Genomic DNA, 13601 nt, shown 5'->3' with positions numbered 1-13601 from the left:
TTTTTGTATTCCTGGCATCATATTGCGAACCTTAAACCCCATTTCCCGCTGTGCGGGTAAAATAATTGGACAAGCCGGCGAACTGCTCCAGCGTCAATGCTTCCCCCCTGACAGAAGCAGGAACACCAAGGCTCTCAATGGCAACCGCTATCTGCTCCTTTGTATACGGAACCTCCGGCGAGTTATTTAATCCGTTCTGCAGCGTCTTCCTGCGCTGATTAAACGAGGCCCTTATAAGCCGGAACATGACACCTGGCTCGTCCACCTGTACCGGCGGTTCCTTATACCTTGTCAGGCGGATAACCGCGGATCCCACATTGGGGCGTGGAATAAAGCAGTTGGGCGGTACATTTGCCACGATATAAGGCTTTGCATAGTACTGCACTGCCAGGGACAAGGCGCCGTAGTCCTTGGAGCCGGGTCCCACCTGCATCCGGTCCGCCACCTCCTTCTGCACCATAACAGTGATATTGTCAATGGGCACATTGCTCTCAAACAATCCCATGATAATGGGCGTGGTGATGTAATATGGGAGGTTGGCCACCACCTTGATAGGCCTTCCATCATTATACTCGTCCACCAGCTGGTTCATGTCTAATTTCAGGATATCACTGTTGATAACCGTCACATTGGAATAGCCCTTTAATGTCTCGTCCAGTATGGGCAGAAGATTGGTGTCAATCTCCACTGCAACCACTTTTCCTGCATGCTCCGCCAGGTACTGGGTCATGGTTCCGATTCCCGGTCCTATTTCCAGCACGCAGTCATCCCCGGTAATCCCTGCGGCACTTATGATTTTGTCCAGCACGTGGGTATCTATGAGAAAATTCTGACCAAATTTTTTTTGGAATGCAAACTGATATTTCTGTATGATTTCAATGGTATTTTTCGGATTACCCAAAGTCGCCATGTATTATAATTTCCTTTCTGCGGACCGGATTCGGCCCTCTTTTAAGAGTAATGGATTCCCGTCCAAAAGTCAATGCCTGGGCAAAAGAACAGTCAAAAAAGAAGCGCTGTATATCGTACACTACAGCGCTTTTTGTCTATTTGTCAACTCTGTTTCCCATAACCGGGCTGCCTACAGCCGGTAGAGCCTTTTTCCATTTTCCCAGGTCACCTTCACAACGGTTTCCGGGTCCACTCCCTTAAGCTGGCTGACAGCCTCCACCACATAGGGAAGATTGAGGGATGAGTTTCTCTTTCCGCGGTTGGGGACCGGCGCCAGATAGGGACAGTCTGTCTCCAATACAATGGACTCCAGAGGTATATACTCCACCACCTCTTTCAGCTTCCTTGCATTGTTGAAGGTAAGGACGCCTCCGATTCCAAGGAAAAATCCCATGTTCAGGTACTCCCTGGCCATTTCCCTGGTGTAGGAAAAGCAGTGGACGACGCCTCCGATATCCCCGGCCTTAGCCGCCTTCATCATATCCAGGGTATCCTTTGCGGCATCCCTGCTGTGGATGATGACTGGAAGCTTAACCTGCCTGGCCAAATCCATCTGTGCCTCAAACCATTTTTTCTGTATATCGTGGGCCGGTTCCTCCCAGTAGTAATCCAGGCCGATTTCGCCCACGGCCTTTATCTTCCGGCGGCCACACTGTTCCTTAATCCACTGTAGGCCCTCCTGGTCCAGCTCCCCTGTCTCACTGGGATGGACTCCCATGGCCCCGTATATCCAGTCATAGGCTTCGGCCAGCTTCAGGGTACTTCGGCAGCTCCCCAGGCTGGCAGCTACATTCATAACCGCACCGACCCCGGCTTCTTTCAAACGTCCCAGAAGTTCCGGCCGGTCCCCGTCAAATGCCTCATCATCATAATGGGCATGTGTGTCAAATATCATGATTTTAAACTCCTTTTGCAATCCACATGCTCACACCGTACAGCACCAGAAAATGTACCGGGTAAAACACGTAGAACATATATTTAAGCTGAAATGCCCCCCGCCTTCCATTATACAATACAATAGGCGCAAAAGACAAGGCTGACACACAATAGCAGCTGATGCTCTCCACTGCGCAGATTGCCACTCCCGCAACCACCTGGGCCGTATCACTGCGGCGGAACCAGTACATGGCAGCTATGAACAGGACTCCCACCACATTATAATCAAACTGCAGCACCCAAGACAGCGCGCATCCCGCTGCCAGAGCCCCTGCCTTCAAACACGGATTCTGGGTGGACTCCATGACAGCCATAACCAGCACCCCGGCAAACAGGGTAAACATCATATTCTGATAGTGGGGATAATACATGGTATGGTACACAGCCAAATCAAAGGGCACTTCAGACAACAGGGCAAACAGGAGCATCCTGACGGCGTACCACCGGCGGTCCCTGGTGCGCACAAATTCCTCTGCCGTGAGATATGCCAGGATAGGAAACCCCAGTCTCCCCACATAACGGCAGACCTGTCCTGCTATCACCCAGTAATGCCCGGAAGGCGTCAGCAGCACTGCATGATAAAGAGCACTGTCTGTTCCATGAAGAATCCCTCCCTGAATCACCACTGCTCCTATATTATCAATTAGAATTGCCACAATTCCCAGAATCTTCAGCTGGTTTCCCGTAAGCCCCTGTCGGCGGCCGCCGTATGGCCCGCGGCTGCGTCCTCTACCCATATCGTACCCTCTTTCGGGCTTTATAGCCCCCTCATGTTTTAATTTCCTTTCATCATACTCCAAAATGGCGAAAATTGCAAGTTTCTCCCACTTTAGGTCGATTTTTCCAGGAAACAGGGTATGGTTCTCCCATTTTCATCCAGATTTTGGGGGATTTATATAAGATTGCAGGATTCTAATATCTTTTTGCTTATGCCTGTCCAGGATATGCGGCTCAAATCAGGCAGCGGGGATGCTATGGACGGACCCGCTGCGGCCAAACTTTCTCCGCCCGGTGTTTCCGGCGGCCTGCTATCCGGTCCCTGCCTGCTGCTATCCACTCCCTGCCTGCTGCCATCCGCTCCCAGGCTTTCAGCTATCGCCTCAGCCAGGCGCCGTTCAAACTGCGGAAGCTCCTGTTCAACTGGCTCATCCGCATTTACAATGGCTGGCAGGGGCACAAATTTCACGGCACATGTTCCGATATTTTCCTCCAGCCAGGGCCTGACCCCCGGCAAGTCTGTGCAGACCACCTGCAGACCGCAGGCCAGAGCCTCTATCACCACAAGAGGCAGACCCTCGTAAAAGGACGGGAGCACGAAAACATCCGCCTGATTCATCCGTTCTGCCAGCTGGGGCTGGTCCAGCCTTCCAAGGAATTTCACCGGGTAAGGGGACTGGTCCGCCAGCTTCTTAATGGTTTCATACTCCAGCTGGTTTCCATATCCCCCGGCCAGCCATACCTCTATTTTCATAGGAGCCGCGGGCTGTCCTATGCCCTGTCCTTGCTGCTCCCCATCCTTTCTTTGCAGCTGTTCCAGATACGTAAGGCTCCGCAGCAGACTCATGACACCTTTCTTCTCAGACAGCTTTCCGGCGTAAATCAGCCGCTTGACCCCATTCTCCTTTTGAACCGGCATATAGCGGAAAATGGAATCATCAAATCCGCTTCCAATCACTTCCAGCCGCTCTCCCGGCACGCCGTATATCCGGCTGATTTCTTCCCTCTGTTCCCTGTGAAGGCAGAACACCTTATCCAATTCCTTTATGTGAGCCAGAATATAGTCCCGTTCAAGGCTGTTCTTCTTTACCTGGCGCAGGCCTGTGCCATGGCATATGGCTGCTGTTTTATATTGGGGAAATGCCTCCCGCACCACTGCCGTAAGCAGATACAGATGATGGCACAGAATCAAATCCGGCCGGAAGCATTCCACTGCCTCCCTTGTTTTCTCCAGAAATGCCCTTTTGAATACGTCCACCATATCCTCTGTCATCCGGCTGTATATGGTGCTCTCATAAGGCATCTCATCCGACATACCCGCGATGGGAAAGGGCAGGCTTTCTGTTTTGTAATATACCGGATAGACCCGGGTCCCTTCGGGAAAATGCATCTCGTCCTCCTCATAGACCCCTGCCACCACGGCCTGTTCATGCCCCAGTGCGGCAAAACCCTTTACCAGGCCGGTAAGATAAACACCGCTCCCCGTGCTGTGGGGTTTCTGGGCTGTTATGCTCAGTATCCTCATAATCCCCTCCATTTCCAGTTAATCATGCAAAATACGCCTGATTTAAAAACAGGAGCAGGTCATCACCGCCCGCTCCTGCCTTCCGGGCAGCCATAAAAAGCACACGCTTTCCACGGTTCCTGTCCGGTATTCATCATATTCTTTTTAATGTCTCACAGCTAACCGAACCATCAGCAGATTTCGGCTCCTGCCGGCATACTTTTCTCCGGCGTCATAAGTGCCAGGCTGCCCTCTGCGTCCTCTGCGCAGAGAATCATACCCTCAGACACCATGCCTGCCAGCTTGGCCGGCTTTAAGTTGGTCACTACCATAACTTTTTTGCCCACCATCTCTTCTGGAGAGTAGTAAGCCTTAATGCCGCTTAAAATCTGACGCACCTGGCTTCCAATCTTTACCTGGGAGCAAAGGAGCTTCTTGGATTTGGGAACTGCCTCGCACTTGATGATTTCCCCCACCTGGAACTGAAGCTTCGCAAAATCATCATAGGTTATCTCCGGCTTGGCCTCCAGGTCAATGCCGCTGTCCTCTGCATTATCAGAGGATCCGTCCTGGCCGCCTGCCTGTTTTTGGTCTGCTGCCTCAGCCCCATGCATGGCTTCCACCTTCTCCAGCACTTCCTTGATGTCCATGCGGGCAAAGAGAATCTCCGGCTTATCCGTCACCTTTTGTCCGTTTGGATATAATCCAAAGGCATCCATCTGGAACAGTTCACGCTTGCCCGTATGAATCTGTGCCAGGATCTTTTCAGCTGTCTCCGGCATAAAGGAGTACAGAAGGGATGCTCCGATGGCAATGGCCTCTGTCAGGTTATAGAGCACGGTGGCAAGCCTGTCCTTCTGGCTCTCATCCTTGGCCAGTGTCCAGGGTGTTGTCTCATCAATATACTTGTTGCATCTTCTGAAGATATTAAAGATTTCCGTCATGGCGTCTGCCACACGCAACTGCTCCATCTTGGCATCAGCCTTCTTCACTTCCTCCAGCACTACCTTCTTAAGATCCTCGTCCGCTTCCCCGCAGACACCCTTGTCACAGACCACGCCGTCAAAATACTTGTTGCTCATGGAGATGGTGCGGTTTACCAGGTTGCCCAGTATATTAGCCAGGTCGGAGTTCATGCGCTCCACCATCAGCTCCCAGGAAATGACGCCGTCATTGTCAAACGGCATCTCATGAAGCACGAAATAGCGCACCGCGTCCACGCCAAAGAAATCCACCAGGGTATCTGCGTAGAGCACGTTGCCCTTGGACTTGCTCATCTTACCGTCGCCCTGCAGCAGCCATGGATGGCCAAATACCTGCTTGGGAAGGGGCACATCCAGGGCCATCAGGAAAATGGGCCAGTAGATGGTGTGGAATCGGATGATATCCTTGCCAATCAGATGAAGGTCAGCGGGCCAGTACTTCTTAAACTGGTCTGTACTGCTGCCGTCACAATCATAACCAATACCGGTGATATAGTTGGTCAGGGCATCCAGCCATACATAGGTCACATGCTTCGGGTCAAAATCAACGGGGATGCCCCAGCTGAAGGTGGTCCTGGACACGCATAAATCCTGAAGTCCCGGAAGAAGGAAGTTGTTCATCATCTCATTCTTCCTGGATACGGGCTGGATGAACTCCGGATGCTCATTGATATACTCGATCAGCCTGGGAGCGTACTTGCTCATGCGGAAGAAATACGCCTCCTCCTTGGCAGGTTTTACCTCGCGTCCGCAGTCCGGACACTTGCCGTCCACCAGCTGGGACTCAGTGAAAAAGGACTCGCAGGGAGTGCAGTACAGCCCCTCGTAATATCCCTTATAGATATCGCCCTGGTCGTAAAGCTTCTTGAAAATCTTCTGCACCTGGGCCTCATGGTCCTGGTCCGTGGTGCGGATAAACTTATCATAGGAAGTGTTCATCAAATCCCAAATCCGCTTTATCTCAGCAGCTGCCTTGTCCACGAACTCCTGGGGAGTAACACCTGCTGCCTCAGCCTTTTCTTCAATCTTCTGTCCATGCTCGTCCGTACCTGTCTGGAAGAACACGTCATATCCCTGCTCCCTCTTATATCTGGCTATGCTGTCAGCCAGAATGATTTCATAGGTATTGCCGATATGCGGCTTGCCGGAAGCATAGGCAATGGCCGTGGTAATATAATATGGCTTTTTACAATCCTGACACATATGATTAATTCCCTCTTTTTCTGAGCGGAAACAAAGAGCCGGGGCAGAGCAGTTCATAAAAATGCTCCGGCGGCCGCAGCGCCCAATCCGCTTATTTTAATAGTTTTAAGTATAAGCGTTTCCCCCATGTTCGTCAAGACGTGCCCCCTGTTTTTTCCCTCTTTGGAAGGCCCTGCCAGTTTTTTCACGGCTCATAAGTTGTAATTTCCGCTCATATACTATATAATGTCGTAATAAAAATGCAGCAGACACCCCAATGGAGGATTTGTTTAGAATGAGACAACGAAAAACAATATTTTTACAATATCTTTTATCCCTGCTTCTGGTTATCTGCCTGACAGCTGGATGCGTGGCGCCTGCGCGTCCTCAGGCATCCGCTCCTCTGGCAAAGGAATCCGCTGCCCAGGAAAGTACCCAGTCCTATGAACAATATGAGAAGAAAACCATTGATGCCCAGGCGTCCTTTGACCAGCTGACCAACGACCTGTTCCTGGACGAAGTTGACAATTCCCTTATCACGCTTCACTACACCCTGGCCAATCCGGCCGCCTACGGCATCACTGACTACGATAAAACCCTGGGAACCGTATCCCTGGAGGACAGTAAACAGGCTCTTAATGATGCAAAATCCCTGAAAGTACAATTAAATGATATAGACAGCCGCCTGCTTCGTGAGGACCAGCTGCTCACATACAACATCCTGTCATCCTATTTAAATACCATGCTGGACAGTGAAGGACTGGAGCTCTACGACCAGCCTCTTTCCTCCTCCCTGGGCATACAGGCGCAGCTTCCCATACTTCTGTCCGAGTATGTATTTTACAGTAAACAGGATGTGGAGGATTACCTTTCCCTCCTGTCCTCCATTGACACCTACTATGACAGCATCATTGCCTTTGAGAAGGAAAAAACCGATGCCGGGCTGGGGCTGTGCGACACGGTCATCGACCGTATCCTCAATTCCTGCAACGCCTATCTTCTGGACGCGGACCACAGCTTCATGGCGGAAACATTTGCGGAGCGTCTGGAGCAGGTGGAGGGACTGACAAAGCAGGAAAAGGAGGATTTCATTGCCAGGAACCATACTGCCATTGACGAACACTTCGTGCCCGCATACCAGAAGCTGATCGAGGGGCTGACTCCCCTAAAAGGCACCGGAACCAATGATAAAGGGCTGTATTACTTCCCCCAGGGCAAGAAATATTACCAGTACCTGGTGAACGCATATACCGGCACTTCCTATCAGGATATTCCTGCCCTGAAAAAAGCCATGAGCGATCAGATGATGGATGACCTGACTGCCATGGATGAGCTGCTGACCGAAAATCCCACCCTGGCAAAAAAACTGTACTCCTACTCCTTCGCCCTCACCGATCCCAACCAGATTCTGGAGGACCTGAGGAAACAGTGCGCAAAGGATTTCCCGGCCATCGAGGATTACACATGCAGCATTAAAAATGTGCCCGCTGCCCTGGAGGCCACCCTGAGCCCGGCCTTCTACCTGACCGTGCCCATTGACCGCCCCCAGGACAATTCCATCTACATCAACAACGGAAGCACCAATACCGCCAGGAACCTGTACTCCACCCTGGCCCATGAGGGTTATCCCGGCCACATGTACCAAACCCTCTATTTCAACAAACATAACACCTGCAACCTGCGCAAGCTCCTGAGCTTCAGCAGCTATTCAGAAGGCTGGGCCACCTATGTGGAATACTATTCCTACAGCCTGAACAACGGATTGGACCCGGACCTGGGAGAGCTGCTTCAGCACAATGCCGCCTTCACCCTTGCCCTGTACGCTATTCTGGATGTGAATATCCACTATGAGGGCTGGGATATCAAGCAGGTGGAGGACTATTTAAACCACTACTTCCGCATCAGCGATTCCTCTGTTATTACCACCATCTATTATGACATTGCGGAGAATCCGGCCAATTACCTGGAGTATTATGTGGGCTACCTGGAAATCCTGGGCATGCAGCGCGAGGCCAAGAAAACCCTTGGCAGCCGCTATACCAACATGGAATTCAACCGTTTCCTTCTGGATATAGGCCCGGCTCCCTTCAGCGTCATTAAACCATATTTTGCGGAGTGGCTGGCGCGGCAGGATGAGGCCGGGAGACAGAATACGGAAAGCCGGAATTGATCCCCGTAATGTCCGCCGCAGCGCAATATCAGCAGGCCCAAATAAAAAGTAATAATAAAGCAGGATTTCCCTCCCTTCCAAAGGGCGGAAATCCTGCTTTATTATATTAAATCCCCATTATATGAAACCGCACACATCAACGCTCTTTCTTCCTGCGCTTCAACTTCCCCATAACAGACAATCCTCCCGCAACCCCTGTAAAAATCCCCAGAAGTACGGATGCACGGATAAGTCCGGGAAATACCTGGGCCTCGGTGAGAAGCCCGGACTCCAGTCCTCTCAGGCTGCCCAGACCATTCAGACCGGAAACGGCAAAGGCAAGTCCCCAACGGTACAGCCACATCAGAAGAATCAGCGGGATAACCACTCCTGCCGCTCCCATAACAACAGCCTCCGCCATAAAAGGAATTTTCACAAAGCCTTCCCGCGCTCCCATAAGGCGCATGACCCTTGTTTTCTCCTTTTGGGCCTCAATGCCCACAGACAGGGTATTGTGAATCAGCAGCACTGATATCAGTACCAGCAGCACCGCGCTTCCCGCAATCAGGCGGGCCGCCCCCTGGCGCAGCTTTAAAAGCGCCATGACCGTATCCGCTGAATGGGTGGTTTTCCTCACGCCTTCAATGCTCTGCACATACTCCACAAAGCCTTCCTGGCTGCCTATCCGGTCAATATATACCTGGTAGTTCCCACTGGAAGCCAGCGGATTATCCGTTTCGAAGATTCCGTCCAATGCCTCCGCATTCTCGTAATATTTCTCTTTAAACCCGCTCCAGGCCTCGTCTGCCGACACATACACGGTCCGCAGCACTTCCGGACGGCTCTGAATCAGGTTTCCTATCTCCTCCACCCGCTCCGGCAGTATTCCCTCATCAAAAAACACAGCCACATAGACTTCCTGCTCTGTCTTTTTTACCATGCTGTCCACATTGGCTGCCGCCAGATAAAACAGGCCGAACAGAAAAATACAGGCCGACATGGTAATGACAGACGCCGCCGTATACACTCTGTGATGCCACAGATTTTTAAGCCCCAGACGGAACAGGTAGAGCAATGTCCTAATACCCATATGCCGCTGCCTCCCTTGCAAGGTCCCTGGCCACCTGTCCTCTGCGCAGCACCACCTGCCTTCTGTGCATGCTCCTTACCAGCTCCTGGTTATGGGAAACCACCAGCACCGTTGTCCCCTGGCCGTTAATCCGCTCCAGCAGGCGCATGATATCCTCTGCGTTCTTCTGGTCCAGATTGCCCGTAGGCTCATCGGCCAGAAGAAGCACCGGCCGGTTCACAATGGCCCTGGCAATGGCGGTACGCTGTTTTTCCCCGCCGGAGAGCTGGTCCGGGTAGTACTTTGCCTTGGAACCAAGCCCCACCTGATTCAGCACTTCCATAACCCTGCGCTTCATGGTTTTGTAATCCGCCTCCACGACCCGCTGGGCAAATGCCACATTCTCATATACCGTAAAATCAGAAAAGAGCCGGAAATCCTGAAATACCATCCCTATATAACGGCGGTACTGGTAAATCTGACGTTCTCTGAGGCCTGCCAGCTCAATCCCATTGACCTGTATATTCCCCTGGGTGGGATCGGTCTCTTTTAAAATCAGCTCCAGCATAGTGGTCTTTCCCGCGCCGCTGTCTCCCTCCAGAAACACAAACTCCCCCCTGCCAACCTTAAGACTCACATTATCCAGGGCCTTTTGCCCGTTTCCGTATATTTTAGTGACCCTGTCAAAGAAAATCATACTGTTATCCACTGCAAACCTCATTTCCAGGAAATTTATCCACAATCACATGTCCTTTTTCTGGAGTTTATAGACAAAGGCAAGTATCTTAGCCACTGTCTGATAATACTCCTCCGGAATCTCCATGTCAACTTCCACCGTATCATAGAGTCCCCTGGCCAGGGGCCTGTCCTCCATGATATACACGCCGCTGGCCTCAGCCACCTCCACTATCTTAAGGGCCAGATGGTCCGCTCCCTTGGCCAGCACCACAGGCGCCCTGTTCTTCCCGGAATCATACCCCAGGGCCACTGCAAAGTGGGTCGGGTTACGGATTACCACATCTGCATTGGGGACATTCTGCATCATGCGCCTGGATGCCATCTGGCGCTGCTTCTCACGGATTTTTCCCTTAATCTGCGGGTCGCCTTCCGTCTGCTTATACTCTTCCTTTATCTCCTGTTTGCTCATGCGCAGATTCTTCTCATATTCCCACCACTGGTAAAGGTAGTCCACGGCTCCCAGGAACACAAAGGCAATTCCCACTGTGTCCACCAGGGAAACCACTGTATTGCCCACATAAATCAAGGCAGAAGCCACTGTGCCCTCCATGAGTCCTGTCAGCTCCGTCAGTCTGCCTTTGAGGAAAAACCACACCACCCATCCCAGCACTGTAATCTTAATCAGGGACTTTAACAGTTCAATCACAGATCTCAGGGAAAACATACGTTTAAAACCCTTAAGGGGGCTGATTCTGTCAAACTTGAATTTGAGCACATCCCATGAAAATGCCATTCTGGTCTGGAAAAAGGTGACGATAACCGCTGTCAGCACCCCGATAAAAAGCAGGGGCAGGGACGCCTTGAAGAACACCAGCACGGCCTTCATGAACAGTCCCTTCCCCCCTTCCTGCCAGAATATATCCGGCGATGAGGCATATGAAAAAAATAGATGCATACACTCCCCAAAGCTCTCATACATCATGGGCGCCAGGGCCTTCAGGGAGTGGAACAGCACCAGCAGCGAGCACACCGCAGCCACGTCATTGCTCTGGAACACATTTCCCTTTTTGCGCTCGTCCTGCCGCCGTTTTGGCGTGGCTTTCTCAGTCTTTTCCTCAGCAGCCACCTGTCACCACTTCCTCTCCCCATGTATTGTTTCAATCCGCGCCCGGTCATTTAACATTAACCGGGGCTATGCCCAGAACCCGTCACCCAAACATCATAAGCAGCTTCTGGGCCTCCGTCATCATGGCCTCTGTATACCGGTCCATAAATGCGCCCATGGGATAGGCAAAGAGCATCATCAGCATGATTCCCAGGAGGATTTTGCACTGTATGTTGATGACAAACACATGAATCTGGGGAATCAGCTTCATAAGCACTCCCATGGTCATCTCCAGAATGAACTCCGCTGCCACAAAAGGCAGAACCAGCTTTATCACCATCAGGAATACAGAACCGAACAGGGTTATGATATACCACAGGATACGCCCTCCCAGTATGGCCCCGGCTCCCACCGGCACCACCTGGTAGCTGTAGGCAAAAAGACGCACCATGGTCAGATGGCAGCCCGTGGCAAAAAAATAGAGGTAAAAAAACACGTTGACAAACTGGCCCAGAATAGAGGTCTGGACTCCGCCTGCCGGGTCCATGACCTTTCCCATGGCCAGTCCGAACACCGTGTCCAGAAAGTCCCCTGCCACATAGAGCATATAAAAAAATATGTGAAACACACAGCCAATCACCAGGCCCAGTATGACTTCTCTTATAAGGGACTCCACCATGTCAAAGGTACTAAAAGCCATGACCTGTCCGGCTCCGCTTCTGACTCCGGGCGCAATCAGGAGACTGAGGGCCAGCACCAGCCCGGTGCGTACCATGGGCGGAACTCCTCTGCGTGAAAACACGGGGTTGATAAAGACCAGTCCTCCCATTCTTGCCAGGACCAAAAGAAAGATATCAAAATACTCAAATACACTGCTGTCCATACCGCACCACTCTCATCAAAGAGCTGCCATAATGGCAAACAGCTCCACTACAAATTCATTCATGACCTTGCTCATCCAGGACCCCAGGGCTAAAAGCACCAGGGCAATGACAATCAGCTTGGGCACAAACGTAAGGGTCTGTTCATGAATCTGGGTGGCCGCCTGGAAAATGGCCACCAGCAGCCCAACCGCTATACTTATGATGAGAAGGGGGCCTGCGATTTCAAATGCAACCAGCATGGCCTCCTTCATGATTTCCATTACCTGTTCAGCGCTCATACAAATTCCTCCTCAGCGTCACCTGAAACTCTGGACCAGGGTCTTAATCACCAGACTCCACCCATCCACCAGCACAAACATCATGATTTTAAAGGGTAGTGCAATCATGGTAGGGGGCAGCATAACCATGCCCATGGACATAAGCGTACTGGACACCACCAGGTCGATAATCAGAAAGGGAATGAATATAAGGAATCCCATGGTAAATGCCTTATTCAGCTCACTGAGAATAAAGGAGGGCACTATGGTGGTAAGCCCCAGCTTCATATACCCTTCCTGTCCCTGGGATATATCCGGCGGCTGTGCTTTGGATATGGACAGAAACAAATCCAGGCTTTTTTTCTCAGTCTGTTTCAGCATAAATTCCTTCATGGGCTCCTGGGCCCGCTCAAAGGCTTGTTCCCTGGTAATCTGCCCTTCCCGGTAAGGCTGGTATGCCTGGGTGTTGACCGAGGCAATTACAGGACTCATGATAAATAAGGTCAGAAACAAGGCAAGCCCTACCAGAATCTGGTTGGGCGGCGACTGCTGTGTGCCCAGAGCATTGCGCAGAAACGACAGCACAATCACAATCCTGGTAAAGCTTGTCATCATAATGATAAGGGAGGGAACCACAGCCAGAAACAGGAATAAAAACATGATATCCAGCATATCCATGGGCTTTCCTGTGCCGGAGGACCCCTGCAGGGTCAGAGACACATCCGTCGCATAGGATGTAACAGCGCCCGGCGCCCACATCCAGGCAAAGGTCCCGGCGCCTATGATTTTCCCTGTCTTTCGCAGTATTTTACTCATGATTCTTTTCTCCTGCCTTTTTATCCTGTCTGTTCCTCTGTCCCTTTTCCTGAAAATGCTCCTTCATATGGGATGACAGAAGGGAAACAAAATCCGGCGCCCCCTCTGTCTCCCCCTTCTTATCGTAGGATTCCAGCTCTTCTACCTTGGATATCCTGCCCGGAGATACCCCTATCAGGAAAATCCTCTCCTGCACCTTTACCACCAGCAGATAGCTGTCACGGCCCAGTGCCATCTGGTCCAGAATCTCCATTCCCCCGGTACCCCGGGTCCGTCCCATGCCCCGCCCCAGCATCCTGGTGGTGTAATAGGCCAGCACCAGTACCGCAATCAGGACAATAAGGTAAAACAGTATCTTTAAAAATGCCAT

The 13601-nt window shown here is 51.5% G+C and carries 13 protein-coding genes; 1 reads left to right on the top strand and 12 read right to left on the bottom strand.

Annotated features, from left to right (window positions below):
• Window positions 1-31: 31 nt before the first annotated feature.
• The 5 genes from rsmA to metG all read right to left on the bottom strand — a co-directional run bounded on the left by rsmA (window position 32) and on the right by metG (window position 6294).
• On the bottom strand, window positions 32-910 hold the full coding sequence (rsmA, locus tag CGC65_RS02255; RefSeq protein WP_002566240.1) for a 16S rRNA (adenine(1518)-N(6)/adenine(1519)-N(6))-dimethyltransferase RsmA: 879 nt from the start codon (window positions 908-910) through the stop codon (window positions 32-34).
• A 171-nt stretch (window positions 911-1081) separates the two neighbouring features.
• Window positions 1082-1846, bottom strand: a complete 765-nt coding sequence (locus CGC65_RS02250; protein WP_002566241.1) for a TatD family hydrolase — start codon at window positions 1844-1846, stop codon at window positions 1082-1084.
• 4 nt (window positions 1847-1850) lie between these two features.
• On the bottom strand, window positions 1851-2624 hold the full coding sequence (locus CGC65_RS02245; RefSeq protein ID WP_002566242.1) for a TraX family protein: 774 nt from the start codon (window positions 2622-2624) through the stop codon (window positions 1851-1853).
• Window positions 2625-2779: 155 nt separating this feature from the next.
• Complete coding sequence (locus CGC65_RS02240; protein WP_002566243.1) at window positions 2780-4129, bottom strand: glycosyltransferase family 4 protein; 1350 nt, start codon at window positions 4127-4129, stop codon at window positions 2780-2782.
• A gap of 170 nt (window positions 4130-4299) precedes the next feature.
• Window positions 4300-6294, bottom strand: a complete 1995-nt coding sequence (gene metG, locus CGC65_RS02235; protein WP_038282468.1) for a methionine--tRNA ligase — start codon at window positions 6292-6294, stop codon at window positions 4300-4302.
• A gap of 274 nt (window positions 6295-6568) precedes the next feature.
• Between metG and CGC65_RS02230 the strand changes: the two genes are divergently transcribed.
• Entirely contained in the window at window positions 6569-8443 is a 1875-nt protein-coding gene (locus CGC65_RS02230) for a DUF885 domain-containing protein (RefSeq protein ID WP_002566245.1), read from the top strand.
• Between the two features lie 136 nt (window positions 8444-8579).
• Here CGC65_RS02230 and CGC65_RS02225 read toward each other — a convergent pair whose 3' ends face one another.
• The 7 genes from CGC65_RS02225 to CGC65_RS02195 form a co-directional block, all read right to left on the bottom strand.
• On the bottom strand, window positions 8580-9512 hold the full coding sequence (locus tag CGC65_RS02225) for a cell division protein FtsX (protein ID WP_002566246.1): 933 nt from the start codon (window positions 9510-9512) through the stop codon (window positions 8580-8582).
• Window positions 9502-10233, bottom strand: a complete 732-nt coding sequence (ftsE, locus tag CGC65_RS02220; protein WP_002566247.1) for a cell division ATP-binding protein FtsE — start codon at window positions 10231-10233, stop codon at window positions 9502-9504. The genes CGC65_RS02225 and ftsE overlap by 11 nt, the downstream gene beginning before the upstream one ends.
• Window positions 10234-11295: a flagellar biosynthesis protein FlhB gene (gene flhB, locus CGC65_RS02215; RefSeq protein ID WP_002566248.1), complete on the bottom strand. Its 1062-nt coding sequence runs from the start codon at window positions 11293-11295 to the stop codon at window positions 10234-10236. It abuts the gene before it with no gap.
• 82 nt (window positions 11296-11377) lie between these two features.
• The gene (locus tag CGC65_RS02210) at window positions 11378-12157 is read right to left on the bottom strand and encodes a flagellar biosynthetic protein FliR (RefSeq protein WP_002566249.1); all 780 of its coding nucleotides are present in this window, start codon (window positions 12155-12157) and stop codon (window positions 11378-11380) included.
• Between the two features lie 15 nt (window positions 12158-12172).
• Complete coding sequence (gene fliQ, locus CGC65_RS02205; RefSeq protein WP_002566250.1) at window positions 12173-12436, bottom strand: flagellar biosynthesis protein FliQ; 264 nt, start codon at window positions 12434-12436, stop codon at window positions 12173-12175.
• Window positions 12437-12454: 18 nt separating this feature from the next.
• On the bottom strand, window positions 12455-13231 hold the full coding sequence (gene fliP, locus CGC65_RS02200; RefSeq protein ID WP_002566251.1) for a flagellar type III secretion system pore protein FliP: 777 nt from the start codon (window positions 13229-13231) through the stop codon (window positions 12455-12457).
• Window positions 13224-13601: a FliO/MopB family protein gene (locus CGC65_RS02195; protein ID WP_002566252.1), complete on the bottom strand. Its 378-nt coding sequence runs from the start codon at window positions 13599-13601 to the stop codon at window positions 13224-13226. The genes fliP and CGC65_RS02195 overlap by 8 nt, the downstream gene beginning before the upstream one ends.

Origin of the sequence: Enterocloster bolteae, from assembly GCF_002234575.2 — a bacterium.
Taxonomy (GTDB): domain Bacteria; phylum Bacillota; class Clostridia; order Lachnospirales; family Lachnospiraceae; genus Enterocloster; species Enterocloster bolteae.
This window is presented reverse-complemented; position numbering and strand designations above follow the sequence as displayed.